Below are 22,992 nucleotides of genomic sequence, written 5' to 3' on the forward strand. Positions count from 1 at the left end.
TCAAAAATGTCGCAGAAAGTTCATTTTAGGAATCGGGCAGAGAAACATCCCCGATGCGCGGTTCATTGGTCGAATTGCGGGGACAAAGCCGATCGGTCCCATTGACATGCAAAAGGCGCCGGCGGTTTCCCGCGGCGCCCTCCGGTTTCCCGTCGCCCCCTCGAGGGCCGATCCCGTTGACCAAGCGTCAGGCCTTGATCTTCAGCTGCGTCATGATCTTCTCCAGGAAGCCCAGCAGCACGGCGGAGGCGACGAAGGCCAGGTGCATGAAGGTCAGCCACATCAGCTGCGTGTCGGTGAACTGCTGGGCGTTGAGAAACACCTGGAGCAGGTGGATGGAGGAAATGGCCACGATCGAGGAGGCCACCTTGATCTTCAGGCTGCCGGAATCGAGCTTGCCGAGGAAGGATACGTCGGCTTCCGCCTCGTCGAAGCGGCTGACGAAGTTCTCGTAGCCGGAAATCATCACCATCAGGATGAGGCTCGCCACCAGGGCGGCGTCGATCAGGCCGAGCATGGCCAGGATCATCTGCGCGTCGTCGAAGACGAAGACGTTCTTGGCCACCTTGAAGAACTTGTAGGCGAAGGACACCGCATAGACGGCGAGTGCGGCGACCAGCCCGAGGTAGAAAGCGACCAGGATCCACCGGCTGGAGAGGATGATCCGTTCGACCAGGATTTCGAGGGACTTCATGGTGTCTCCGTCAATGGCTTCGATTTGCACCGCCCTGATTAGCCAAAGGGCGGAAATCGGGCAAGTGCGGGCGGCTCAGTCCCGAAGGGTTTGATCGAGCAGGCGGACGAAGGCGTCGCCCGCCAACTCCAGCGGGCCGCTGTTGTCGATGGTGACCTGGTCCAGGTCGAGGTCCGGCCCGCGCGGCTGCCGGTCGAGCCGCCCGGCAATGGCCTCGCCGCTTTCACGGCCACGCCGCGCGAGCCGCTCGGCCCGCACCTCCGCATGGGCGGTGATGGTGACGACCTTCAGGCGCGGGAAGGCATCGACGAAGGCGCAAAGCGCCTGCCGGCTGCCGTTGACGATCACCACCGCGCCCTGCGCGATCTGTGCCTGGACCGCGGCCGGAACGCCGTAGCACAGGCCGTGCGCTTCCCAGGAGACGCAAAAGCCGCCCTCCTCCTTCATCCGCGCGAAGGCGGCCGTGTCGACGCCGATATGCGCCTCGCCGCCCGCGTCCGACGGGCGGGTGATCACCCGTCTTGCGAAGACAAAGCGATCGTCACCGGCGAAATGCCGGGCAGCGTAGCCCATCACGCTGTCCTTGCCGGCACCGCTCGGCCCGACGACGACGATCACCGCGCCCGTCCGGCCGCCGGTCGCAGCCGCCGCGGCATCCCCGGGCGCCGTCCCTGCCCTGCCCGTCATGCCACGCGCGCACCCTGGCGCCAGACGGAACGGACGACCGGGACGCCATCGGGACGGCGCACGCGGACGAGATCGGCGCGCAGGCCGACGGCGATACGGCCGCGATCATCGAGGCCGACGGTGCGGGCCGGCGTCGCCGAGACCATGGCGATCGCCTTCGGCAGGCTGATCGCCTCGTTCTCGTCGGCGAGCATGAAGGGCGCCTGGATCAGGCTGAGCGGCACGTAGTCGGAGGAGAGCACGTCGAGCACGCCCATGGTGGCGAGGTCGCGGGCGGCGATGTTGCCCGAATGCGACTTGCCGCGGACGATGTTCGGCGCGCCCATCAGGACGCTCATGCCCGCCCCGTGCGAGGCCTTCGCCGCCTCGACGCTGGTCGGAAACTCGGCCAGCCGGATGCCGTAGCCGATCGCCTCCTCGACATGGGCGAGCGTGGCATCGTCATGGCTCGCCACGGCGATGCCGCGGGCCGCGCAATGGGCGGCGATCGCGTCGCGATGCGGCTTGGCGTAGCGGGCGGAGAGCTCCTGCTGGCGGCGGCAGAACTCGGCGAATGCCTCGTCGGTCATGCCCCGCTTGGTCTTGTAGTAGAGCGTGTACTGTTCCATCGTCTGGAACTGGCGCTGGCCCGGCGCATGGTCCATCAGCGAGACCAGGCGGACCTGCGGATCGTCCTCGAACTCGCCGAAATGGTCGAGGACATTGTCGGTGGAGACTTCGCAGCGCAGATGGATCAGGTGGTCGGCGCGCAGCCGGTCGTCCCTGCCCGCCTCGGCGAGCGCATCGGCCATGGCGCGCATCTCGCCCTTCTCGAAGCCGCCGTCCTCGTCCGAGCCCATGCGCAGGCAGTCGAAGACGGTGGTGATGCCGGAGGATGCGACCTGGGCATCGTGGGCCTGGATGGCCGCGGTCGTGTTCCAGCGCACGCCCGGGCGCGGCGAATAGTGCGCTTCGAGGTGGTCGGTGTGCAGCTCGACGAGGCCCGGCAGCAGATAGTCGCCGCCCATGTCCTCGCCGGTCGCGGTCGGCTTCCCGGAGATTTCGGCGATCAGGCCGTCGCGGATCAGGACCGCGCCGTGGACGATCTCGTCCTCCAGCACGATCCTGGCATTGGTGAGGGTCAGTTCGGTCGACATGTCAGGCGATCTTTCTGTTGGCGGCTCCGCCGGTCAGGGGAAACAGCGAATGCACGGTGAAATCTGCCCCGCGGGAGGGTTCGCGGAAAAGGGCGATGGCCGAGATGGCAAGCGGACGGCCGTGAAAGTCTGCGAAATACCGCAGCAGCGCGTCTTCCATCGCCGGCGCATCCTCGGCCGGCACGCGGCCCGTCAGCGTCATGTGGAAACGGAAGGTGTCGAAGACGTAGGGATAGCCCCACTGCACCAGGTTCTGGCGCTCCTCGCTGGAAAGCTCGTCCGGCCTGCGCCTTGCGATGTCGGCGGAGGAGAGCGGCGCACGGAAATCCTCGAAGCGGCGCACGACCTCGCCGGCGAAGGCCTGCAGCGGCGCGCATTCTGTGGCCGGAACGAGCGCGAAGAAGGAGCCGAGACGGCCGACGACGACCTGCGGAATCTCGAAGCCCTCGAAATCGGAGGCGAAGCGGGCGACCTCGGCCACGAGCTCGGCCTCGCTGCGGCCGTCGGCGAGCTCGAAGGGCGCCTTCAGCGTGGCGTGAAAGCCATAGCGGCGCGGATCCGCCGTGAGCGCCTTCAGTGCCGGCCGGTCGAAGCCGGTCGCGGCCGGCTGATCGAGCGGGGCGCCGTTGAAGGCGTTGCGGCCGAGCCAGCGGGCGGCCGAAAGCGTCAGACTGTCGCTCGCCGCCGGAGTGAAATAGAGGGCATATCGCACAATCAGAATTCCTGTTTGGTTGCTGGCGCGCCTTAGACGAGATTCGTGTGGCAGCATCATGCCATTGCCGGTGGCGATTTCCATTCCTCTCAATGGTGGCTGCGGCCGATCAGCCGGGACCGCAGCGCGTTCGAGATGCCGTCGAAGATGAAGACCACGATCAGGATCAGGACCACCATATAGGCGACGTTCTCCCAATCCGAATTGGTCCGCATCGCCTCCCACAGTTTCAAACCGATGCCGCCGGCGCCGACGGCGCCGATGATCGTGGCCGAGCGGGTGTTGGATTCCCAGAAATACAGGGCCTGCGAGGCGAAGACCGGCAGGACCTGCGGCAGGACGCCGAAGCGCTGGACGGCGACGCTCGGCGCGCCCACGGACTTGACGCCCTCGCGCTGCTTGTCGTCGATGTTCTCGAGCGCCTCGGAATAGAGCTTACCGAGCGTTCCGGTGTCGGTGAAGAAGATGGCCGATATGCCGGCGAGCGGCCCGGGACCAAAGGCACGGGTGAAGAACAGCGCCCAGATCAGCATGTCGACGGACCGCTGGAAGTCGAAGAAGCGCTTCGTCAGCTGGTTGAAGAACCGGTTGCGGGTGATGTTGCGGGCCGCGACGAAGGCCAGCGGAAAGGCCACGAGCGTCGCCAGCACGGTGCCGACGAAGGCCATGACGATCGTCTGCAACAGCTTCGTCCAGACGTCGAGGTGCTGCCATTCCGAATTGTAGAGGATGTTGTTCCAGGCGAGCGAGAGGTTGGAGCGCTGCGGATCGATGCGCTCGCCCCAGGCGATCAGCGCGAACACGTCCGCGGCAGGCCTGCCGAAGAAGGGCGAGCGGGTGTCGAAGATGAAGTTAGCCCAGCCGAGGAAGCGCTTGCGGATGCTGACTTCGGTGGCGTCGATCTCCGCCCAGCCGGCCATGCCGAAGGACAGGATGATCTTTTCGCCCGGACGCTTCTGCACCGCCCAGCGCGGCAGGGGCTCGGTCTCGGGGACGACCTTCCCGTCGCTCATCGTCGCGCGCAGGCTCTCGCCGCCGTGCTGCACGGTGACCTCTCCGGGCAGCACCTCGATATGGGTCGAGCGGCCCATGGCGATCTCGGCGCGGATCACGACCTCCTCGGAGCGGGTCTCGGTCGCCGGTGCGCCGGTCGCGGCGGCGGCCGAACCGCCGAGTGCCGCGCCAGGAGCCATGAAGCTCGTCGTCGACTTCGGGGCGGCCGGGCGCGCTGCCGCCGGCGTCTCGATCGTGCGGGTCACCGTCTCGCGTTCGGCGACCAGCCAGTCGGGGTTCGGATTGTCGCCGAGCGGGGAGAAGCGCGGGTAGACGATCTGCATCGTGCCGTGGCCGTCCATGCGGATCTCGGGGCGGACCTCGTAGGAGACCCAATCGGCGAGGTAGGTGCCGGCGAGCGACCAGTTGGCATTGGCCAGCACGGCGCCCACGGCGAAGAACCACCAGCAATAGACGCCGTAGAGCACCGCGCCGAGCACGATCAGCGGCACGCGGAAACGCGACCAGAAGGACCGGTGGAAGATCTCCGGATGACGGGCGGCGATCTCGTCCATCTCGGCCAGGTGAAGCTTGGTCATCGTCCTGTCCATCCCTTTCTTCTCACTGGGCGAGCTGGAAGGCCTGGTCGCCGACGAGGCGGCGCCTGGCCCAGGCGGACAACTGGTCGACGGCGACGATCGTGCAGAACAGCAGGAGCACGATCGCGAGCGTCTTGGCCTCGTGGTTCTGGCCGATCGACAGGCGCAGCAGTTCGCCGATGCCGCCGCCGCCGACGGCACCGATGATCGTGGAGGCGCGAACGTTGATCTCCAGCCGCAGCAGGAAGTAGCTGATGAAGTTCGGCAGGACCTGTGGGACGATCGCGAACCAGACGCGCTCGATCCAGCTGGCGCCGACGGCGCGCAGGCCCTCCTCCGCCTTCATGTCGGCATTTTCGACCACCTCGAAGAAGAGCTTGCCGAGCGCGCCGATGGTGTGGATGGAGACCGCGATGACCGCCGGCAGCGGGCCCAGCGACAGGATCGCCAGGAAGAAGCCGGCGAGCACCACCTCGGGAAAGGCGCGCAGGATTTCCATGGTGCGGCGGACGAAGCCGCGCACGAACCAGTTCGGCATGAGGTTGCGGGAGGCAAGGAAGCAGAGCACGAAGCCGATCGCGGTGCCGACGATGGTGGAGAAGATCGCGATGTTGAGCGTCTCCAGCATCTTGTAGAAATACTCCGGCACGTAGAGGCTGTCGGTGATGTAGAGACGGCCTTCGGGATAGTTGTACTTGAAGCTGCCGTCGTCATAGGGCGAAGGGAGGTCGAAGAGCGCCCGGAAGATCTCCGATCCGTCGCGCGGGATGATGTCGCCGACGAAATCGAAGAGATACGGCAGGCGGTCGAAGAACTTTCCGGCATTCGTCTCGTTGGCGAACCAGAGCGAACCGCCGAGCGCCAGCACGAGGAGGGAGAGGCCGAGCCAGGAGTAGACCCGCCGGCGGGCTGCAAGCTCCTGCCAGTGGCGCTCGATCAGCGCACCGCTCTCGCTGAAGTCCTTCGGTAGCGTGTTCGCAGCCATCCCGCCGTCCCGCATCGCTTGTATCACCAGGAATGAAGACGCCGGCCAGAGGTCCGGCCGGCGTCCGGATCGATTGCGGTCGGATCAGCCGCCGATCGTCGCCTTGCGGGCGTCGATGATCGGCTTGTAGAAGTCGACGTTGACCTCGGTGAACGAGGTGAAGTCGCCGCCCATGACGGCGGAGAAGCAGGCTGCGTCCTTCTTCGGCAGGTCGAGCATGAACTGCTTGAACTTGGCCTTCATGTCGTCGGCCATCGAGCTGCGGACGACGATCGGGCCGTTCGGGATCAGCGGCGACTTCCAGATCTCGACGACATCGTTCATGTCGAGGATGCCCTTCTCGACCATCTTGTGCAGGTTGCCGGAGGTGTAGCCGTCCTTCCACTCGCCGACGCCCGAACCGAAGGTCGTGCCGGCGTCGAAGGTGCCCTTCATCACTTCGAGGACGAGGTTCTCGTGACCGCCGCCGAAGCCGGTCTCGGCGAAGTATTCCTTGACCGGCGCGCCGATCGATTCCGGCAGCGTGACGAGCGGGATGAGGTAGCCGGAGGTGGAGTCCGGATCGGCGAAGCCGAGCTTCTTGCCCTTCAGGTCCTCGAGCTTGGTGATGCCGCTGTCCTTGCGGGCAACCATGATCGAGTGGTAGCCGGTCGAACCGTCGGTCTGGACGGTCGTCAGGATCGGTTCGACGGCCTGCGGATTTTCCAGGTAGATCTTGGCAAAGCCGGAAGCGCCGAGCTCGGCGTAGTCGAGCGTGCCGCCGAGGAGGCCCTGGATGACGCCGTCATAGTCGGCGGCGGGGAAGAAGGAGACCTTCTCGAAGCCGAGCTCGGCCTTCAGGTGATCGCCGATGCATTGGTAGTTGCGCAGGCGGTCGGCTTCGTTCTCGCCGCCGATGATGCCGACGCGGAATTCCTTCAGGTCTTCCGCCTGGGCATGGCCGACCAGCGCCAGAAGGGCGACGGCGCCGAAAAGAGCTTTCTTCAGCATGGACTTCTCTCCTGTTTGGCCGGCCCCCGCCGGCTCTGGGAATGTATGCAGCCCTTGACGCGGGCCGTTCGATCCCGGCGGGCGTCAGATGCCCGCCAGTGCCAGCGGCGTCACGCCGGCGGATTCCTTGACGTTGTCCTGCACGGGTGCGCCGGCACCGCGGATGCTGGTGGACGTCATCGTCTCGTCGATCTCGGACCCGTCCGCGCCGGTGCCGTAGATCGCGCGCACCGCATCGGCATCGAGATCGCGCGGCGCGCCGTCGAAGACGACCCTGCCGGCCGACATGCCGATGATGCGTTCGCAGTAGTTGCGGGCGGTATCGAGCGTGTGCAGGTTGGTGATGACCGTGATGCCCTCGCGCTCGTTGATGTCGCGCAGCGCATCCATCACCACCTTGGCGTTCAGCGGATCGAGCGAGGCGATCGGCTCGTCGGCCAGCACCATCTTCGGCTGCTGCATCAGCGCACGCGCGATCGCCACGCGCTGCTGCTGGCCGCCCGACAGCGTTCCGGCCATCTGCAGGGCTGTCTGTTCGATGCCGAGCCGCTCCAGGGCCGTGATCGCCATGATGCGCTCCTCGCGGGTGAACATGTTGAGGAGGCTGAGCGCGGTGGAGCGATGGTTGAGGCGGCCGAGCAGGACGTTGGTCAGAACGTCGAGGCGTGGCACGAGGTTGAACTGCTGGAAGATCATCGCGCAGTCGCGCTGCCAGTTTCGCAACGCCGCGCCCCTGAGCGACGAGACCTCGATGTCGCCGAAACGGATCGAGCCCTCGGTCGGGTCGACGAGCCGGTTGATCATGCGCAGCATAGTCGACTTGCCCGCACCCGACCGGCCGATGACCCCGACCATCTGGCCCTGGGGAATGTCGACGCTGACGGCGCTGACCGCGGCCTTGCCGCCGAACCGGCGCGTGACGTTCATCAGGCGAAACATGGCTTCCCCTTTCGAGGCTTGTTCAGTGACACTGCTGCGGCTTTAAAGGCGGTCAATGAAGCCCGAATGTCAGTTTCATGTCCGTTTGATAACAATCCACGAAGCCCGGATTTTCAGAGTTTCCGAGACCTTCAGGCGCCGTATTTGACAAGGAAGGCATCGGCGTCGAGCGCACGGAAATCGTCGAGTGCGACACGCAGGCGGGCGTGTTCCCAGTCCCACCAGGCAAGCCTTTCGAAACGCTCGGCAATATCGCGTCCGAAGCGCTCGCGGATCAGCTTCGCCGGCACGCCGCCGACGATCGTGTAGGGGGCGACGTCCCTGGTCACGACCGCGCCGGAGCCGATGATCGCGCCGTTGCCGACCGTGACGCCGGGCAGGATCGTCGCTCCGTGGCCGATCCAGACGTCGTGGCCGATGACGACGCGGTGCGCACGGCGCCAGGCGAAGAACTCCTCCTCCTTGTCGGCATCCTCCCAGTAGTCGGCGGCGCGATAGGTGAAGTGGTGCAGCGTCGCCCGCCACATCGGATGGTTGGTGGCGTTGATGCGGACCGAGGAGGCGATGTTGGCGAACTTGCCGATCGTGGCGCACCAGACCGAGCCGTCCTCCATGATGTAGGAATAGTCGCCGAGCTCGGTCTCGCTGATGCGGCAGCGCTCGGAGATCTCGACGAAGCGGCCGAGCGTGCAGTCGGTGACAGAAGCGGTGGAATGGACGAGCGGGGTGTGTTCCGAAAGCCTGGTCATGCGGCAACCCTCCGGGGCGAGAAGGCGGAGACATCGACGATCCGGTCGGCGACCTCGGTGCGCACGTCGTCATCATGGAAGATACCGAGCAGCGCCACCCCTGCCCGCTTCTTCTCCTCGATCATGTCGACGACGATCTCGCGGTTCTTCGCGTCCAGCGAGGCGGTCGGCTCGTCGAGCAGGAGGATGCGGTGGCCGGTGATGAAGCCGCGGGCAATGTTGACGCGCTGCTGCTCGCCGCCGGAGAAGGTGGCGGGCGGAAGCTGCCAGAGCTCGCGGGGGAGATTGAGCCGGGCCAGCATCTCCTCGGCTTTTTCGCGGGCGGTAACCGGGCTCTCGCCGCCGGCGACCAGCGGCTCGGCCACGACGTCGATGGCTGCCACCCGCGGCACGACGCGCAGGAACTGGCTGACATAGCCGAGCGTGACGCGGCGGACGGCAAGCACCGTGCGCGGATCGGCGGCGGCAAGGTCGATGACGCGATCCTCGTGCCCGACCAGGATCTGGCCGCCGTCGACGCCGTAGTTGCCGTAGACCATCTTCAGGAGCGAGCTCTTGCCGATGCCGGACGGACCGCCGAGGACGACGCACTCGCCGGCCTTGACGGAGAAGCTGACGTTGGAGACGACCGGCAGGCGGATGCCGTCCCTCAGGTGCATGGTGAAGCTCTTTGCGACTTCGGATACGACGAGTGGCGTCGCCATGATCGATTTCCTTCTAAGCTTTATGCCGGGCGGCGCCGGCCCGGTCAGACCTGCAGGATGGAGGAGACGAGAAGCTGGGTGTAGGCTTCGCGCGGATCGTCGAGGACACGGTCGGTCAGGCCGTGCTCGATCACCTGGCCGTCCTTCATCACCATCATCCGGTGCGACAGGAGTCGCGCGACGGCGAGGTCGTGGGTGACGACGATCGCCGACAGGCCGAGGTCGTGGACGAGACCGCGGACGAGATCGAGCAGGCGCGCCTGCACCGAGACATCGAGCCCGCCGGTCGGCTCGTCCATGAACACGAGGCGGGGCGCGGTGACGAGGTTGCGGGCGATCTGCAGACGCTGGCGCATGCCTCCGGAAAAGGCGCGCGGCTGGTCGTCGATGCGGTCGATGCCGATCTCGACGCGGCGCAGCCAGTCGCCGGCGGTCTCCCGGATGTTGCCGTAGTGGCGCTCGCCGACCGCCATCAGCCGCTCGCCGACATTGGCACCGGCCGAGACCGTCATGCGCAGGCCGTCGGCGGGGTTCTGGTGGACGAAACCCCAGTCGGTGCGCATCAGGAAGCGCCGCTCGGCCTCGCCCATGCGGGCGAGGTCGCGCATCTGGCCGTCGCGGCTGCGGTATTCGATCGTGCCGGAGGTCGGCATCAGCCGAGTGGCGAGGCAGTTCAGCAGCGTCGTCTTGCCGGAACCGGATTCGCCGACGATGGCGAGAACTTCGCCCGGCCAGAGGTCGAAGGAGACGTTGCGGCAGCCGATGCGGGCGCCGTAGAACTTCGAGATGTCGCGGGCCTTGAGAAGCGGGGCGTCGGTCATCGGATGGCATCCTTGTCATAGGCCAGCATCGTGCCGCAGGGGCCGTGGTCGCGGCGGTCCTCGCAGTGGTCGGTGTCCGAGCAGACGAACATCCGCCCGCCGCGGTCGTCGAGCACCACTTCGTCGAGGTAGACGTTCTCCGCGCCGCACAGCGCGCAGGGGCGGTCGAACGTCTGGACCTCGAAGGGGTGGTCCTCGAAATCGAGGCTGACGACCTCGGTGAAGGGCGGCACGGCGTAGATGCGCTTCTCGCGGCCGGCGCCGAAGAGCTGCAGCGCCTCCGACATGTGCATCTTCGGATTGTCGAATTTCGGCGTCGGCGACGGGCTCATCACGTAGCGCCCCTCCACCTTGACCGGATAGGAATAGGTCGTGGCGATGTGGCCGTTCCTGGCGATGTCCTCGTAGAGCTTGACGTGCATCAGCCCGTATTCCTCGAGCGCGTGCATCTTGCGGGTCTCGGTCTCGCGCGGCTCGAGGAAGCGCAAGGGCTCGGGGATCGGCACCTGGTAGACCAGCGTCTGCCCGGCCGTCAGCTTCTCCTCGGGGATGCGGTGGCGGGTCTGGATGATCGTCGCCTCGCGCGTCCTCGTCGTCACCGCGACGTTCGCCACCTTCTGGAAGAAGGCGCGGATCGAGACGGCGTTGGTGGTGTCGTCCGCCCCCTGGTCGATGACCTTGAGCACGTCCTCGGGCCCCAGGATCGCTGCCGTCACCTGCACGCCGCCGGTGCCCCAGCCATAGGGCATCGGCATCTCGCGCGAGGCGAAAGGCACCTGGTAGCCCGGGATCGCGATCGCCTTCAGGATCGCCCGGCGGATCATCCGCTTGGTCTGCTCGTCGAGATAGGCGAAGTTGTAGGTGGCAAGTTCGGTCGGTATCGCGCTCATTGGGCGGCCTCCAGCACGTCATCCCCGGGCTCCTCGGTGCTTTTCGCTTCGTATTCCCGCCGCATCCTTCGCATGAGGTCGAGTTCGGCCTGGAAATCGACGTAGTGCGGCAGCTTCAGGTGTTCGACGAAACCCGTCGCCTGCACGTTGTCGGCGTGCGAGATGACGAATTCCTCGTCCTGCGCGGGCGAGACGACGTCCTCCTCGAACTCGGCGGTGCGGAGCGCGCGGTCGACCAGCGACATCGACATCGCCTTGCGCTCGTTCTGGCCGAAGACGAGGCCATAGCCGCGGGTGAACTGCGGCGGGCTCTTCGCCGAGCCCTTGAACTGGGTGATCATCTGGCACTCGGTGACCTGGATGCGGCCGAGCGAGACGGCGAAGCCGAGTTCGGGGAGCTCCAGCTCCACCTCGACCTCGCCCATGCGGACCTCGCCGACGAAGGGGTGGTTGTTGCCGTAACCGCGCTGGGTGGAATAGCCGAGCGAAAGCAGGAACCCCTCGTCGCCGCGGGCGAGCGCCTGCAGGCGCAGGTCGCGCGGCATCGGGAACTCCAGCGGCTCGCGCGTCAGATCGCCCGGCACGTGGCCCGCCGGCAGGTCGCCGTCACCCTCGACGAGGTCCTCGCCCGCCAGGATATCGGCGACGCGCATCACCGGCTCCTGTTCGCCGTCGCGCTGCAACGGCTCCTCGACCGGCCCGTCCTGCAGCAGTGCGGGATCGAGCAGGCGGTGGGTGTAGTCGAAGGTCGGGCCGAGCAGCTGTCCGCCGGGCAGGTCCTTGTAGGTGGCGGAGACGCGACGCTCGACCAGCATCGCGGCGGTCTCCACCGGCACCGAATAGCCGAAGCGCGGCAGCGTCGTACGGTAGGCGCGCAGGATGAAGATCGCCTCGATCATGTCGCCGCGCGACTGGCGGATGGCGAGGGCGGCGATGGCGCGGTCGTAGAGCGAAGCCTCGGCCATGACCCGATCGACGGCGAGGCCCAGCTGGGCGACGATCTGCTCGATCGTGATCGACGGCAGCGACCGGTCGCCACGACGGCGGTCGGCCAGGAGGCGATGGGCGTTGGCAATGGCGGTCTCTCCGCCCTTGACGGCGACATACATGGCTCAGGCCTCCCGGCTGTTGATGACGGTGGTGCGCGGCAGGCACAGGACGCGGTCGCCGGCGACCAGGATCAGGTCGATGCCGCGGGGAAACATCGCCCGGTTGGCCGCGGCCAGCGCCACGAAGGTGTCCGGCAGACCCTGCGGGGCGACCTTTATCGTTTCGCGGATGCCGGGGCCCGCAAGCTCCAACGGCCGGCCGCCCTCGAAGGCGTCGATCTCGACCACCAGCGTCGTGGAACGGTCGGGATACTCCTGCGTGCCTTGCGAGAACAGGCCGAAGCCCGGCACGGCCGCACCCTGTTCGACGAATGCGAAGCGGGCCTCGTGCTTGTCTTCGGTGACGGCGGCCCCCGTGTGGAACGACAGCCAGCCGGGCAGTTTCGACTTTGCAAGCTTCGGCGTCAGCCAGACGGGCGTGTCGTGGTCGCAGAGCGTCAGTGCGACCGCCCCGGCGGTGGAGCCGAGCGGCTGCGGCGGCCGCGCGGCAGCGGCGACCATGCCGACCGTGCCCGGACGGGCCATGCAGTCCATGATCGTGCGAAACACCGACTGGGCGGCAAAGACCGGCTCGGCGAAGGCGCCGGAAAAGATCTGCGTATCCGTCATCAGTCGTCTCCCCGGACCATGGTGAAGAAATCGACGCGGGTCGCGGCCGTCTCGCGTGCCTTGCGCGCATCCTCGGCGGCGATGCGTGCGGCGATGTCGGCCAGCAGCCGCTCGACCGCCGGCGCATGTTCCGGCAGTTGCAGCAGCGCGTCGAACACCGCAGCCAGCCGGGCCTTCTCGCCGTCGGTGCCGAGCGCCTGGCCATGGCCGACCACGCCATCGAGGCGCACGCTGGCGCGTGTCGCCGTCACCTCGCCGAGGTTGAACGGCTGGCCGCCGCCGCCGATCCGGCCGCGCACCATCACCAGGCCGGTTTCCGGCCCGCGTACGGGTTCCGCGTCCGGCCGCTGCGGCAGGGCCTTCCAGGCCTCGTCCAGCTCGTGCCGGGTCGCCTTTGCCAGCAGCCCCATCGCCGCTTTTCGACGCTCCGGCGCGATGCCCGATGCGGGGCGGGTCACGCTCGATACCATCACCAGTCTCCCTGTCTCATCAGTTGTCTATTGATCTAGACAACTATACATCGTATGATTTTTCATATCGGGCCACAATGACAGGCATGTGACGGAGCGGGGGAAAGACGATGCGGGGTGGGACATGATCGAGCGCCGATCGGGCGTGGCGTTGTGGCGCCAGATTGCGGACAGGATGCGTCTTGCCATCAACAACGGCGACTATGACGACACCGCCATGATGCCGTCGGAGGCGACGCTGGCGGAGAAATTCGGCGTCAACCGGCATACGGTGCGAAGCGCGCTGGCGGCCCTGGCGGACGAAGGGATGGTGCGGGCGGTCCAGGGCGTGGGCACGCTGATCGAGCGGCGCGACCGGCTGACCTTTCCGATCTCGCGGCGGACACGCTTTTCGCAAGGCCTCGGCGGCCAGGCGCGGGAACTGCAGAGCACGCTGATCGAGCAGGCGATCGAACGGGCATCGCCCGTGATCGCCACCGCGCTCGGGATTGCAGCCGGGACGGACTGCATCCGGCTCGACACGCTCGGCATTGCCGATGGAAAGCCGATCTCATCGGCGACGAGCTATTTTCCGGCCGCCCGCTTCGCCGGGATCGGCGCGGCCTACCAGCGCACGGGCTCGATCACCAAGGCGCTGGGGGAACTCGGCGTCGACGACTACGTGCGCCGCTCGACGGAGATTTCGGCGATCCATGCGGAGGGGGCGGATGTCCGGTTGCTGAAGCTCTCGCCCGGGGCGATCCTGCTCGTCACGACGGCGATCAACACCGACACGAACGGCACCCCCATACAGTTTTCCCGGTCGCGATTTGCTGCGGACCGGGTGAAGTTCTTCGTGGAAACCTGAAACGACAAGAGGGCGGCGCCCTTTGGCACCGCCCTCGCCGCACGCCTTCAGAGAGGCGTCAGACCCGCCTGGACCAGCCGAACAGCAGGGATACGACCAGCAGAACCAGGAACACGAAGAACAGGATCTGCGCGATGCCTGCCGATGCGCCGGCAACGCCACCGAAGCCAAGAACGCCTGCGATCAGCGCGATGACCAGGAAGACAACAGCATAGTAAAGCATACCGGGAACTCCTCTTTTCATTGTCGAGGGGAAGAACGGAGCAGCCGATAAAAAGTTCCGCAGCCTCTTTTCTTCACTGTTTCACTTCCGGAAAAACAAAAACCGCCGCGAGCGTTCGCGGCGGTTCCGGGTGGCCTTTCTATCGGCCAGGAATGCCTAGTGGCGGCGCTGCCACTCGTCGATCTGGCGCTCGGCCTCGTCCTTGGCAATGCCGTAGCGCTGCTGGAGCTTGCCGGAGAGTTCGACGCGGCGGCCCTGGATGACGTCCAGATCGTCGTCCGTGAGCTTGCCCCACTGTGCCTGGGCCTTGCCCTTGTACTCGGTCCACTTGCCTTCGATGATGTCCCAGTTCATGTGCATCTCCTTTCGGACTAGGTTACGGAAGCAAAACGCACGGCTGCCGCGATCGTTCCCCGCGACCGGCAGCGCCTAAGGTCGCGACATCGCTTTCGAATTCCTGTTCGGCACGGGAACAAAGTCCCCCGCAGCGCATTTAGCCGCCATTGAAATTGGAACTGTTAGCTTCCGGGGAGACGTTTGATGCTTGGTACGGTACTTCTCATCATCCTCATACTGCTTCTGATTGGCGCGCTGCCGAACTGGGGCTACAGCCGCGGCTGGGGATACGGGCCGTCCGGCGGTCTTGGACTCATCGTCGTCATTCTGCTTATTCTCGTCCTGATGGGACGCATCTGACAGACATGCCAATCTGAGAAAGGAAGTCAGAACAATGAGGAATCTTATCGTCGCCAGCGTCATCGCCCTGTCCGCCCTGGCCGTCACGTCCTGTACGCAGACGGAGAAGGGCGCAACGATCGGTGCCGCTTCCGGTGCGATCATCGGCGGGGCCGCCACGGGCAAGGTCGGCGGGGCCGCGGTCGGAGCGGTGGCCGGCGGCGCGATCGGCGCCCTGATCGGCAATGCCAACGAGCCCGGCCGCTGCATCTACCGCGACCGCTATGGACGCCGCTATGAAGCACCCTGCCGCTAGGCGACGGGACCAGGACAAGAGAAACGGGCCGATGGCCCGTTTCTTTGCGTGTATCGGTCGGAGAGGCGCTGTATGCTATTTGGAACGGGACTTGCGCTCGGCTTCGTCCAGCTTTTCGAGAAGATCGAGCAACTGGTCCGGCAGCGGCTCCGTCTCGATCGATTCATAGAAGGATTTCAGCTTGCGGCCGACAACGCTGTTTGGATCGAGGGAATCCATCGAACTGCCCGGATTTCGACCGCCTGTCGCGGGCTTACGCATCACCGTGTGCTCCTTGCTCCCCGAGCAAATTCTTCGTTTGGCCCTAAAGCACCCGTATCGAACGGGGTTTCATTTCGCACCAAATTCGTTTCCGTGAGATGAATTTACAGGAAACACGCCCGTTTCGAAACAAATTCAGGGAGAAATCAATGTCGCTATCCACCCGTATCGCACCCCATCTGCCCTTGTTGCGGCGATTCTCGCGTGCTGTGACGGGATCCCAGACGTCCGGAGACGCATATGTGGCCGCGATGCTCGAAGCGCTTGTCGATGACATAACGCTTTACCCGGAGCGATCGAATGACCGCATCAGCGTTTTTCGCCTCTACTGCACGCTTTTCGACAAGATGCCGGTGAGCATCCCGCAGAACGCCGAGTCTCCCTTCGGCTGGGAGCGGCAGGCCGCAGCCAATCTCGCCCATGTCACGCCTGCGGCGCGCAAGGCCTTCCTCCTGGTCGCCGTCGAGGGCTTCGAGCTCGCCGAATGCGCCGACATCCTCGACATCTCCGAAGACGGGGTGAAGGAAGCGCTGAACCAGGCCTCGCGCGAAATCTCGCAGCAGGTGGCAACCGACGTCATGATCATCGAGGACGAGCCGCTGATCGCGATGGACATCGAGGACATGGTCACCGCGCTGGGCCACCGCGTGACCGGCATCGCGCGGACGCATTCCGAGGCGATCGAGCTCTACAACCGCAAGAAGCCCGGCATGGTGCTGGCCGACATCCAGCTTGCGGACGGAAGCTCGGGCATCGACGCCGTCAACGACATCCTGAAGTCGAGCACCATCCCGGTGATCTTCATCACCGCCTTCCCGGAGCGGCTCCTGACGGGCGAACGGCCGGAACCGGCCTTCCTCGTCACCAAGCCGTTCAATCCGGAAATGGTCAAGGCGCTGATCAGCCAGGCGCTGTTCTTCGACGAGCACGCCCGCCTCGCCAAGAGTGCCTGAGGTCCGGGCTCAGACCGGATGAAACAAAAGGGGCGGACCGGTTCACCGGCCCGCCCCATTTTCTGTGCTGCGCCAGGCTCAGGCCTGCGCGGCGGTAACGATGATCTCGACCAGGTATTCGGGGCCGGCCAGCTTGGATTCGCCGGTGGCACGCGCGGGCGCATGCCCCGGGGCGACCCATGCGTCCCAGACGGCGTTCATCTTCTGGAAATCGGCCATGTCGGCCATCCAGATCTGGGCGGAGAGGATCTTGGTCTTGTCCGAGCCGGCCAGCGCCAGCAGGCGATCGATCGAGGCCAGCACCTGCTTCGTCTGGGTTGCGACGTCTGCTCCGGGTTCGCCGACCTGGCCGGCCAGATAGACGACACCGTTGTGGACGACGGCCTGGCTCATGCGCGCGCCGGTTTCAAAGCGAGTAATGGTCATCGGTTCGTTCCTGTCTTTGTTGGTCTAGCCCTGTGGCCGGCGCTCTCCGGGAGCGCGGCAACCACCCGCCGGCGGGCATCGGAAGCGGCGGAAGGTCTATACGATCGCCGGCGCCGCTTTGCCAGCGCGATTGTGCCCGGCGGGCTGCCGCGGCAGCGTCAGGGCTGCTGCCGCCATAGCGCGGACAGGCGCTCGAGGCTCGCCGCGACGATCGCCTCCAGCGGCGCGTCGATGTCGACGGTGACGACGCCGGCCTCCCCACTCGGATCCTCCAGGGTCGCAAGCTGGCTGTCGAGCAGGCTTGCCGGCATGAAGTGTCCCTGGCGCTGCTGCATGCGGCCGATCAGCAGGTCCCGGCTGCCGCGGAGGAAGACGAAGGCGAGATCGCCGCCCGCTTCCGCCCGCAGGCGGTCGCGATAGGCGCGTTTCAGGGCCGAGCAGGAGGCGACGATGTCGGAGCCCGCCTCCGTGGCCGCGTGCAGCTCGGCGCCGATCCGGTCGAGCCAGGGCCAGCGGTCGGCGTCGGTCAGCGGAATGCCCTCCGACATCTTGTCGATATTGGCCTGCGGATGTAGCCGGTCGCCTTCGAGGAAGCCCGCTTGAAGGGCCGCGGCAAGTCCCTCGGCGACCGAGGTCTTGCCGCAACCGGAAACGCCCATGACGACGATGGCCCTGCCCGCACCCACGTGCCAGGCGTCCTAGGCGCGCTTGCGCCGCTCGAGGCGGGCCTGGATCGCCGCGACGTCGACGCGCGGCGTCGCCGCGAACAGCGTCTTGGTGTAGCTGTGCTGCGGGCTGTCGAAGACCTGGTCGCGACTGCCGTACTCGACCGCCTCGCCGAAGTACATCACCATCACATCGTCGGCGATGTGGCGCACGACGGAAAGGTCGTGGCTGATGAAGACGTAAGTCAGGTGGAACTCGTCCTGCAGGTCGGACAGAAGGTTCAGCACCTGCGCCTGCACAGACAGGTCGAGCGCGGAGACCGGCTCGTCCAGCACCAGCAGGCGCGGATTGAGCATCAGCGCCCGGGCGATCGCCACGCGCTGGCGCTGGCCGCCGGAAAACATGTGCGGATAGCGCGCATAGTGCTTCTCCTCCAGGCCCACCTTCTTCAACATCGCCATGGCGCGGTCGCGGCGCTCGCCGGCCGGGATCTTCGTGTTGATGACCAGCGGCTCGGTGAGGATGTCGCCGATCTTCTTGCGCGGGTTCAGCGAACCGTAGGGGTTCTGGAAGACGATCTGCACCTTGCTGCGCATCTCGGACGACAGCCCGTCGGCGGCGATGTCCACCTTCTGGCCGTCGATCAGCATCTCGCCGGCGGTGACCGGGTCGATCATCGTCACCATGCGGGCGAGCGTGGACTTGCCGCAGCCGCTCTCGCCGACGATGGCGAGCGTCTTGCCCTCCTCGACCTTGAAGCTGACGCCCTTGACCGCGTTGACGGTCTTGCTCTTCTTCAGGAGGCTGCCGGGGATGTGGTAGTCGCGCACGAGATTGCGCGCTTCGAGAACAGGGGTCATCGAACGGCTCCCTCGAAGATCTGCTGGTCGGTGAGGTTTTCCGTGATCGTCGGCAGCCGGCCGCCGACGGCGTTTTCCGGCAGGGCGGACAGCAGCGCCTTGGTGTAGACGCTCTTCGGGTTCTGGAAGAGCGACAGCACGTCGGCCTCCTCGATCTTCCTGCCCTTGTACTGGACGATGACGCGGTCGGCGGTCTCGGCGACCACGCCCATGTCGTGGGTGATCATGATCAGCCCCATGCCGTGCTCCGCCTGCAGCTTCATCAAAAGGTCGAGGATCTGCTTCTGGATCGTCACGTCGAGCGCCGTGGTCGGCTCGTCGGCGATCAGGAGCTTCGGATTGCAGGCGAGCGCCGTGGCGATCATCACGCGCTGGCACTGTCCGCCCGACATCTGGTGCGGGAAGTGGCCGAGCCGCTCCTCCGGGTTGGGGATGCCGACCGACTGGAACAGTTCGATCGCCCTCTCCCGCCGCGCCTTCCGGTTCAGGTCGGTGTGCACGCGCAGCACCTCCTCGATCTGGTAGCCGACGGTGAAGCAGGGGTTGAGGCTGGCGATCGGCTCCTGGAAGATCATCGAGATCTCCTTGCCGATGATCTTGCGCCGCTCGGCATCCGACATCGACTGCATGTCGCGGCCGTTGAAGAGCAGCTTGTCGGCGGTGACCTTCGCCGTCCAGGGCAGAAGGCCCATGGCGGCAAGCATCGAGACGGACTTGCCGGAGCCGGACTCGCCGACGATGGCGAGCACCTCGCCCTCATCGACCTTGAGCGAGACGCCGTCCACGGCCCGGAAGGGGCCAGAGGCCGTCTGGAACTCGACGACCAGGTTTTCGATATGGAGGAGCGACATCACGACCTCTTCAACTTCGGATCAAGAGCATCGCGCAGGCCGTCGCCCATCAGGTTGATGGCGAGCACGGTGATGAGGATGGCAAGTCCGGGGAAGGTGACGACCCACCAGGCGCGCTGGATGAACTCGCGCGCCTCGGCGAGCATCGTTCCCCATTCCGGCGTGGGCGGCTGTGCGCCCATGCCGAGGAAGCCGAGGGCGGCCGCGTCCAGGATCGCCGCCGAGAAGGCGAGCGTCGCCTGCACGATCAGCGGCGCCAGGCAGTTCGGCAGGATCGTCAGGAACATCAGCCGCAGCGTGCCCGCACCGGCGACCTTCGAGCCGACCACGTAATCCTTGGTGCGCTCCGTCATGACGGCGGCGCGCGTCAGGCGCACGAAATGCGGCTGGTTGACGAGCGAGATCGCGATCATGGCGTTCAAGAGGCCCGGGCCGAGCACGGCCACCAGCACGAGCGCCAGCAGCAGCGACGGAAATGCCAGGATGATATCCATGATGCGCATGATGAAGGTATCGATCCGGCCGCGGAAATAGCCGGCGACGAGACCGATCAGCACGCCCGAGATCACCGACAGCGTGACAACCACCAGGCCGATGAAGAGCGAGAAGCGTGCGCCGTAGATCAGGCGCGAAAGAATGTCGCGGCCGACGGCGTCGGTGCCGAGGATGTGACCCCAGCTGCCCCCCTGCTCCCAGACCGGCGGCATGAGCAGCAGCTCGCGGTTCTGGATGCTCGGGCTGTGCGGAGCGACGAACGGCGCAAAGATCGCGACGAAGAGGATGATCAGGAAGATCACCAGGCCGATCACGGCCCCCTTGTTGCGCGAGAAGTAGAACCAGAATTCCGAAAGGCCGGACGGCGGCGTCTTGGCCTCGGCGACCTTCGGGTCGGCGGCCTTGCTTTGGATTGCAGTCATTTCAGCCACCTCCTAGTGCCGGATCCGCGGGTTGATCAACCCGTAGAGCAGATCGACAATCAGGTTCACCAGCATGATCACGCCGGCGATCAGCATAAGCCCGCCTTGAACGACCGCATAGTCACGCTTGAACACCGAATCCACCATCCACTTGCCGATGCCCGGCCAGGAGAAGATCGTTTCCGTCAGGATCGCGCCGGCGAGCAGCACGCCGACCTGCAGGCCGATCGTGGTGATCACCGGGATCATCGCGTTGCGCAGCGCATGGATGCCGACGACGCGCAGCGGCGCCAGGCCCTTGGAGCGGGCGGTGCGGACATAGTCCTCGCCGAGCACCTCGAGCATGGCCGAGCGCGTCTGCCGCGCGATGACGGCGAGCGGGATCGTCGCCAGCACGATCGTCGGCAGGATCAGGTAGGTGACGGCCGACTTGAAGGCGCCGGCCTGGCCGGAGAGCAGGCTGTCGATCAGCATGAAGCCGGTGACCTGCGGGAAGAAATACATCAGCGAGATACGGCCCGAGACGGGCGTCCAGCCGAGATAGCCGGAGAAGAAGATGATGAGCAGCAGGCCCCACCAGAAGATCGGCATGGAATAGCCGACGAGGGCTGCGCCCATCACGGTCTGATCCAGCCAGGAACCCCGTTTCACCGCCGCCAGCACGCCCGCCGGGATGCCGAGGCAGACGGCGACGATGATGGCGCAGAGCGAGAGTTCCAGCGTTGCCGGGAACAGCTGCAGGAAATCGTCGAGGACCGGGCGCTTGGTGACGATCGAGCTGCCGAAATCGCCGGTGACGAGCCCGCCCAGGTAATCCAGGTACTGCAGATACATCGGGCGGTCGAGGCCGAGCTGGCTCATCAGTTCGGCGTGGCGTTCGGGCGACATCACCCGTTCCCCGGACATCAGCATGACCGGGTCGCCGGGCAGAAGACGAATGAACGAGAAAGCGATGATCGATACCCCGATGAACGTGGGTATCAGGACGGCGAGCCGTCCGAGAATGAAGCGTAGCATGGGAGCCAAATCCCTTATTGGAAAACCGGCGACCCGAGTTCTTCGAGCCGCCGGCCATTGCACGCTCTTGGCGGCGTGCCTTTCTCGTTAACCGATATTACTCGGCGATGTCCACGCCTTCGAAGACGAAGTCGCCGAGCGGAGACTGGACGAAGCCCGAAACCTTCTTGCTCATCGGCACGACGGCGAGCGAGTGGTCCAGCGTGTTCCAGGGCGCTTCGCGCTTGAAGATGACCTGGGCCTCTTCATAGAGCTTGGTGCGCTCGGCAACGTCGGAGGTCGCCTTGGCCTTGGTCACGAGGTCGTCGAACTCCTTGTTGCACCACTGCGCGCGGTTGTTGCCGCCGACGGCATCGCAGCCGAGCAGGGTGTCAAGGAAGTTGTCCGGGTCGCCGTTGTCGCCCGTCCAGCCGAGGATGGCCGCACCGTCGCGGTCCTTGGCGGAGGAGAGCTTCAGGTACTCGGCCCATTCGTAGGAGACGATCTCGGCCGTGACGCCGATCTTGGCGAGGTCGGCCTGCATCAGTTCTGCCGCACGGCGCGCGTTCAGCATGTACGGACGGGCAACCGGCATCGCCCAGATCTTCATCTTGAGATCCTTGACGCCGGCGTCTTCGAGCATCTTCTTGGCCGCTTCCGGATCGTACTTGTCGTCGACGACGGCATCGTTGTACGACCACATGGTCGGCGGGATCGGGTTCTTGGCGACGGTCGCCGCACCCTGGAAGACGGCGTCGACGATGGCCTGGCGGTTGATCGCCATGTTGAGGGCCTTGCGGACCTCGACCTTGTCGAACGGCGGAACCAGCGTGTTGTAGGCGAGGTAGGCGACGTTGAGGCCGGCCTGCTCGGAGATGTGCAGGTTCGGATCGGCCTTCAGCTCGGCGACGTCAGCGGCGTTCGGGTAGGACATCAGGTGGCATTCGCCGGCCTTCAGCTTCTGCGCGCGAACGGCAGCATCGGTCGTGATGGCGAAGACCAGGTCGTCGATCGGCTGCTTGCCGCCCCAGTAGTCCGGGTTGGCCTTGTAGCGGATGGCGGCATCCGGCTGGTAGGCGACGAAGGTGAACGGACCGGTGCCGAGCGGCTGCTGGTTCATCAGTTCCATCTTGCCTTCAGCCTGCAGCTTGTCGGCGTATTCCTTCGACACGATCGAGATGAAGGGCATGCCGAGGTTTGCCAGCAGCGGCGCTTCCGGGCGCTTCAGCGTGATCTTGACGGTCAGGTCGTCGACCTTCTCGATCTTGTCGATGACATCGGGCAGACCCATGCCGGAGAAGTATTCCCAGGACGCACCCGGCACGTACTTGTGCCAGGGATTGTCTTCCTTGTACTGGCGCTCGAACGAGAAGACCACGTCGTCGGCGTTCAGTTCGCGCGTCGGCGTGAAGTACTCGGTCGTCTGGAACTTCACACCCTTGCGAAGCTTGAAGGTGTATTCGGTGCCGTCGGCCGAAATTTCCCAGCTCTCGGCCAGTGCAGGTTCGACTTCGGTCGTGCCGCGCTTGAATTCGACCAGGCGGTTATAGACCGTGTGCGCGGCCGCGTCGAAGGTTTGACCACCCGTGTAGAGGCCGGGGTCGAAGCCTTCCGGCGACGCTTCCGAGCAGTAAACGAAGGTCTTGGACCAGGCTGCCGTGCTGATCACGGAGGCGAGCGCGGTCGCAGCAAGGAGAGTTGTCAGCTTTTTCATAGCGTGCTTCCCAGATTTTGCTTTTTATTTCGCGTGTTTTCGGTCTCGGGAACCCCAGGCCCCGGCCTTGCGCGGATGGAACGATATTTGTCGCAGGATTGCAATAAGCCCGCTAATAAATTTATCCAAATGTAAAACAATAGAGAAAAATCCTCTAACACAGGTTTTTCGGCGCCAATTTCAGCGGATTTGCCCCGCGG

General features: G+C 65.5%; 29 protein-coding genes. 4 read left to right on the forward strand and 25 right to left on the reverse strand.

Annotation, left to right across the window (positions count from 1 at the left end; all coding sequences use genetic code 11):
• Nucleotides 1–187: 187 nt before the first annotated feature.
• The 15 genes from P0086_RS24685 to phnG form a co-directional block, all read right to left on the reverse strand.
• On the reverse strand, nucleotides 188–694 hold the full coding sequence (locus P0086_RS24685; RefSeq protein ID WP_112599143.1) for a TIGR00645 family protein: 507 nt from the start codon (nucleotides 692–694) through the stop codon (nucleotides 188–190).
• A gap of 75 nt (nucleotides 695–769) precedes the next feature.
• Entirely contained in the window at nucleotides 770–1,381 is a 612-nt protein-coding gene (phnN, locus tag P0086_RS24690; protein ID WP_275790743.1) for a phosphonate metabolism protein/1,5-bisphosphokinase (PRPP-forming) PhnN, read from the reverse strand.
• Nucleotides 1,378–2,517: an alpha-D-ribose 1-methylphosphonate 5-triphosphate diphosphatase gene (locus P0086_RS24695; RefSeq protein WP_112599147.1), complete on the reverse strand. Its 1,140-nt coding sequence runs from the start codon at nucleotides 2,515–2,517 to the stop codon at nucleotides 1,378–1,380. Before P0086_RS24695 ends, phnN begins: the two co-directional genes overlap by 4 nt.
• A gap of 1 nt (nucleotide 2,518) precedes the next feature.
• Nucleotides 2,519–3,229: a DUF1045 domain-containing protein gene (locus P0086_RS24700; protein WP_275790745.1), complete on the reverse strand. Its 711-nt coding sequence runs from the start codon at nucleotides 3,227–3,229 to the stop codon at nucleotides 2,519–2,521.
• Between the two features lie 89 nt (nucleotides 3,230–3,318).
• Complete coding sequence (gene phnE, locus P0086_RS24705; protein ID WP_275790747.1) at nucleotides 3,319–4,821, reverse strand: phosphonate ABC transporter, permease protein PhnE; 1,503 nt, start codon at nucleotides 4,819–4,821, stop codon at nucleotides 3,319–3,321.
• A 22-nt stretch (nucleotides 4,822–4,843) separates the two neighbouring features.
• Nucleotides 4,844–5,806: a phosphonate ABC transporter, permease protein PhnE gene (gene phnE / locus P0086_RS24710; RefSeq protein ID WP_148178357.1), complete on the reverse strand. Its 963-nt coding sequence runs from the start codon at nucleotides 5,804–5,806 to the stop codon at nucleotides 4,844–4,846.
• 84 nt (nucleotides 5,807–5,890) lie between these two features.
• Nucleotides 5,891–6,796, reverse strand: a complete 906-nt coding sequence (phnD, locus tag P0086_RS24715; protein WP_112599151.1) for a phosphonate ABC transporter substrate-binding protein — start codon at nucleotides 6,794–6,796, stop codon at nucleotides 5,891–5,893.
• A gap of 84 nt (nucleotides 6,797–6,880) precedes the next feature.
• Nucleotides 6,881–7,735, reverse strand: coding sequence for a phosphonate ABC transporter ATP-binding protein (gene phnC / locus P0086_RS24720; protein ID WP_275790749.1), 855 nt, complete (start codon nucleotides 7,733–7,735; stop codon nucleotides 6,881–6,883).
• A 131-nt stretch (nucleotides 7,736–7,866) separates the two neighbouring features.
• Nucleotides 7,867–8,484: a DapH/DapD/GlmU-related protein gene (locus P0086_RS24725; protein WP_112609469.1), complete on the reverse strand. Its 618-nt coding sequence runs from the start codon at nucleotides 8,482–8,484 to the stop codon at nucleotides 7,867–7,869.
• A complete protein-coding gene (phnL, locus tag P0086_RS24730; RefSeq protein WP_275790752.1) occupies nucleotides 8,481–9,188 on the reverse strand; it encodes a phosphonate C-P lyase system protein PhnL in 708 nt (235 codons plus the stop codon). The genes P0086_RS24725 and phnL overlap by 4 nt, the downstream gene beginning before the upstream one ends.
• 44 nt (nucleotides 9,189–9,232) lie before the next feature.
• Nucleotides 9,233–10,009 carry a phosphonate C-P lyase system protein PhnK gene (gene phnK / locus P0086_RS24735; RefSeq protein WP_112599158.1) on the reverse strand — a complete coding sequence of 259 codons (777 nt, stop codon included), beginning with the start codon at nucleotides 10,007–10,009 and terminating at the stop codon, nucleotides 9,233–9,235.
• Entirely contained in the window at nucleotides 10,006–10,899 is an 894-nt protein-coding gene (locus P0086_RS24740) for an alpha-D-ribose 1-methylphosphonate 5-phosphate C-P-lyase PhnJ (protein WP_275790754.1), read from the reverse strand. The genes phnK and P0086_RS24740 overlap by 4 nt, the downstream gene beginning before the upstream one ends.
• Nucleotides 10,896–12,008, reverse strand: coding sequence for a carbon-phosphorus lyase complex subunit PhnI (locus P0086_RS24745; RefSeq protein WP_275790756.1), 1,113 nt, complete (start codon nucleotides 12,006–12,008; stop codon nucleotides 10,896–10,898). The genes P0086_RS24740 and P0086_RS24745 overlap by 4 nt, the downstream gene beginning before the upstream one ends.
• A 3-nt stretch (nucleotides 12,009–12,011) precedes the next feature.
• On the reverse strand, nucleotides 12,012–12,620 hold the full coding sequence (phnH, locus tag P0086_RS24750) for a phosphonate C-P lyase system protein PhnH (RefSeq protein WP_275790779.1): 609 nt from the start codon (nucleotides 12,618–12,620) through the stop codon (nucleotides 12,012–12,014).
• On the reverse strand, nucleotides 12,617–13,087 hold the full coding sequence (gene phnG, locus P0086_RS24755) for a phosphonate C-P lyase system protein PhnG (RefSeq protein WP_112599165.1): 471 nt from the start codon (nucleotides 13,085–13,087) through the stop codon (nucleotides 12,617–12,619). The genes phnH and phnG overlap by 4 nt, the downstream gene beginning before the upstream one ends.
• A 124-nt stretch (nucleotides 13,088–13,211) precedes the next feature.
• On the opposite strand from phnG, the gene phnF reads away from it, so the two are divergent.
• Nucleotides 13,212–13,934, forward strand: a complete 723-nt coding sequence (gene phnF, locus P0086_RS24760) for a phosphonate metabolism transcriptional regulator PhnF (protein WP_275790758.1) — start codon at nucleotides 13,212–13,214, stop codon at nucleotides 13,932–13,934.
• A gap of 58 nt (nucleotides 13,935–13,992) precedes the next feature.
• Here the strand turns inward: phnF and P0086_RS24765 are convergent, their stop codons facing one another.
• Both P0086_RS24765 and P0086_RS24770 read right to left on the reverse strand, forming a co-directional pair.
• Nucleotides 13,993–14,157, reverse strand: coding sequence for a DUF1328 domain-containing protein (locus P0086_RS24765; RefSeq protein ID WP_112599168.1), 165 nt, complete (start codon nucleotides 14,155–14,157; stop codon nucleotides 13,993–13,995).
• 156 nt (nucleotides 14,158–14,313) lie between these two features.
• Nucleotides 14,314–14,511 (reverse strand): CsbD family protein, encoded by a 198-nt coding sequence (locus tag P0086_RS24770; protein ID WP_112599170.1) that lies wholly within the window; start codon nucleotides 14,509–14,511, stop codon nucleotides 14,314–14,316.
• A 186-nt stretch (nucleotides 14,512–14,697) separates the two neighbouring features.
• Between P0086_RS24770 and P0086_RS24775 the strand changes: the two genes are divergently transcribed.
• Nucleotides 14,698–14,853, forward strand: a complete 156-nt coding sequence (locus P0086_RS24775; RefSeq protein WP_112599171.1) for a DUF3309 family protein — start codon at nucleotides 14,698–14,700, stop codon at nucleotides 14,851–14,853.
• A 34-nt stretch (nucleotides 14,854–14,887) separates the two neighbouring features.
• Nucleotides 14,888–15,148: a glycine zipper domain-containing protein gene (locus P0086_RS24780; RefSeq protein WP_275790761.1), complete on the forward strand. Its 261-nt coding sequence runs from the start codon at nucleotides 14,888–14,890 to the stop codon at nucleotides 15,146–15,148.
• 75 nt (nucleotides 15,149–15,223) lie between these two features.
• Here the strand turns inward: P0086_RS24780 and P0086_RS24785 are convergent, their stop codons facing one another.
• The gene (locus tag P0086_RS24785; RefSeq protein WP_112599174.1) at nucleotides 15,224–15,409 is read right to left on the reverse strand and encodes a NepR family anti-sigma factor; all 186 of its coding nucleotides are present in this window, start codon (nucleotides 15,407–15,409) and stop codon (nucleotides 15,224–15,226) included.
• Nucleotides 15,410–15,558: 149 nt separating this feature from the next.
• Between P0086_RS24785 and P0086_RS24790 the strand changes: the two genes are divergently transcribed.
• Nucleotides 15,559–16,362, forward strand: coding sequence for a response regulator (locus tag P0086_RS24790; protein WP_112609416.1), 804 nt, complete (start codon nucleotides 15,559–15,561; stop codon nucleotides 16,360–16,362).
• 78 nt (nucleotides 16,363–16,440) lie between these two features.
• Here P0086_RS24790 and P0086_RS24795 read toward each other — a convergent pair whose 3' ends face one another.
• The 7 genes from P0086_RS24795 to P0086_RS24825 form a co-directional block, all read right to left on the reverse strand.
• Entirely contained in the window at nucleotides 16,441–16,788 is a 348-nt protein-coding gene (locus P0086_RS24795; RefSeq protein WP_112599178.1) for a RidA family protein, read from the reverse strand.
• Between the two features lie 158 nt (nucleotides 16,789–16,946).
• Entirely contained in the window at nucleotides 16,947–17,474 is a 528-nt protein-coding gene (locus tag P0086_RS24800) for a gluconokinase (protein ID WP_275790764.1), read from the reverse strand.
• Nucleotides 17,475–17,486: 12 nt separating this feature from the next.
• Entirely contained in the window at nucleotides 17,487–18,314 is an 828-nt protein-coding gene (locus tag P0086_RS24805) for a dipeptide ABC transporter ATP-binding protein (RefSeq protein WP_112612335.1), read from the reverse strand.
• A complete protein-coding gene (locus P0086_RS24810) occupies nucleotides 18,311–19,165 on the reverse strand; it encodes an ABC transporter ATP-binding protein (RefSeq protein ID WP_112612334.1) in 855 nt (284 codons plus the stop codon). Before P0086_RS24810 ends, P0086_RS24805 begins: the two co-directional genes overlap by 4 nt.
• Nucleotides 19,165–20,082 (reverse strand): ABC transporter permease subunit, encoded by a 918-nt coding sequence (locus P0086_RS24815; protein WP_112599183.1) that lies wholly within the window; start codon nucleotides 20,080–20,082, stop codon nucleotides 19,165–19,167. The genes P0086_RS24810 and P0086_RS24815 overlap by 1 nt, the downstream gene beginning before the upstream one ends.
• 12 nt (nucleotides 20,083–20,094) lie before the next feature.
• Entirely contained in the window at nucleotides 20,095–21,099 is a 1,005-nt protein-coding gene (locus tag P0086_RS24820) for an ABC transporter permease subunit (RefSeq protein ID WP_112599185.1), read from the reverse strand.
• Nucleotides 21,100–21,196: 97 nt separating this feature from the next.
• On the reverse strand, nucleotides 21,197–22,792 hold the full coding sequence (locus P0086_RS24825; RefSeq protein ID WP_112599187.1) for an ABC transporter substrate-binding protein: 1,596 nt from the start codon (nucleotides 22,790–22,792) through the stop codon (nucleotides 21,197–21,199).
• Nucleotides 22,793–22,992: the final 200 nt, after the last annotated feature.

This window comes from Mycoplana sp. MJR14, assembly GCF_029210525.1.
Lineage (GTDB): Bacteria > Pseudomonadota > Alphaproteobacteria > Rhizobiales > Rhizobiaceae > Mycoplana.

Coding starts and splice junctions, on each gene's coding strand:
- P0086_RS24825 (WP_112599187.1), bottom strand. CDS start 22,792: ATGAAAAAGCTGACAACTCTCCTTGCTGCGACCGCGCTCGCCTCCGTG.
- phnE (WP_148178357.1), bottom strand. CDS start 5,806: ATGGCTGCGAACACGCTACCGAAGGACTTCAGCGAGAGCGGTGCGCTG.
- phnE (WP_275790747.1), bottom strand. CDS start 4,821: ATGACCAAGCTTCACCTGGCCGAGATGGACGAGATCGCCGCCCGTCAT.
- P0086_RS24685 (WP_112599143.1), bottom strand. CDS start 694: ATGAAGTCCCTCGAAATCCTGGTCGAACGGATCATCCTCTCCAGCCGG.
- P0086_RS24765 (WP_112599168.1), bottom strand. CDS start 14,157: ATGCTTTACTATGCTGTTGTCTTCCTGGTCATCGCGCTGATCGCAGGC.
- P0086_RS24790 (WP_112609416.1), top strand. CDS start 15,559: ATGTCGCTATCCACCCGTATCGCACCCCATCTGCCCTTGTTGCGGCGA.
- P0086_RS24740 (WP_275790754.1), bottom strand. CDS start 10,899: ATGAGCGCGATACCGACCGAACTTGCCACCTACAACTTCGCCTATCTC.
- P0086_RS24780 (WP_275790761.1), top strand. CDS start 14,888: ATGAGGAATCTTATCGTCGCCAGCGTCATCGCCCTGTCCGCCCTGGCC.
- P0086_RS24795 (WP_112599178.1), bottom strand. CDS start 16,788: ATGACCATTACTCGCTTTGAAACCGGCGCGCGCATGAGCCAGGCCGTC.
- phnK (WP_112599158.1), bottom strand. CDS start 10,009: ATGACCGACGCCCCGCTTCTCAAGGCCCGCGACATCTCGAAGTTCTAC.
- phnF (WP_275790758.1), top strand. CDS start 13,212: ATGATCGAGCGCCGATCGGGCGTGGCGTTGTGGCGCCAGATTGCGGAC.
- P0086_RS24695 (WP_112599147.1), bottom strand. CDS start 2,517: ATGTCGACCGAACTGACCCTCACCAATGCCAGGATCGTGCTGGAGGAC.
- phnL (WP_275790752.1), bottom strand. CDS start 9,188: ATGGCGACGCCACTCGTCGTATCCGAAGTCGCAAAGAGCTTCACCATG.
- P0086_RS24805 (WP_112612335.1), bottom strand. CDS start 18,314: ATGACCCCTGTTCTCGAAGCGCGCAATCTCGTGCGCGACTACCACATC.
- P0086_RS24770 (WP_112599170.1), bottom strand. CDS start 14,511: ATGAACTGGGACATCATCGAAGGCAAGTGGACCGAGTACAAGGGCAAG.
- phnN (WP_275790743.1), bottom strand. CDS start 1,381: ATGACGGGCAGGGCAGGGACGGCGCCCGGGGATGCCGCGGCGGCTGCG.
- phnG (WP_112599165.1), bottom strand. CDS start 13,087: ATGGTATCGAGCGTGACCCGCCCCGCATCGGGCATCGCGCCGGAGCGT.
- P0086_RS24745 (WP_275790756.1), bottom strand. CDS start 12,008: ATGTATGTCGCCGTCAAGGGCGGAGAGACCGCCATTGCCAACGCCCAT.
- phnD (WP_112599151.1), bottom strand. CDS start 6,796: ATGCTGAAGAAAGCTCTTTTCGGCGCCGTCGCCCTTCTGGCGCTGGTC.
- P0086_RS24815 (WP_112599183.1), bottom strand. CDS start 20,082: ATGACTGCAATCCAAAGCAAGGCCGCCGACCCGAAGGTCGCCGAGGCC.
- P0086_RS24810 (WP_112612334.1), bottom strand. CDS start 19,165: ATGTCGCTCCTCCATATCGAAAACCTGGTCGTCGAGTTCCAGACGGCC.
- P0086_RS24725 (WP_112609469.1), bottom strand. CDS start 8,484: ATGACCAGGCTTTCGGAACACACCCCGCTCGTCCATTCCACCGCTTCT.
- phnC (WP_275790749.1), bottom strand. CDS start 7,735: ATGTTTCGCCTGATGAACGTCACGCGCCGGTTCGGCGGCAAGGCCGCG.
- P0086_RS24775 (WP_112599171.1), top strand. CDS start 14,698: ATGCTTGGTACGGTACTTCTCATCATCCTCATACTGCTTCTGATTGGC.
- P0086_RS24820 (WP_112599185.1), bottom strand. CDS start 21,099: ATGCTACGCTTCATTCTCGGACGGCTCGCCGTCCTGATACCCACGTTC.
- P0086_RS24785 (WP_112599174.1), bottom strand. CDS start 15,409: ATGCGTAAGCCCGCGACAGGCGGTCGAAATCCGGGCAGTTCGATGGAT.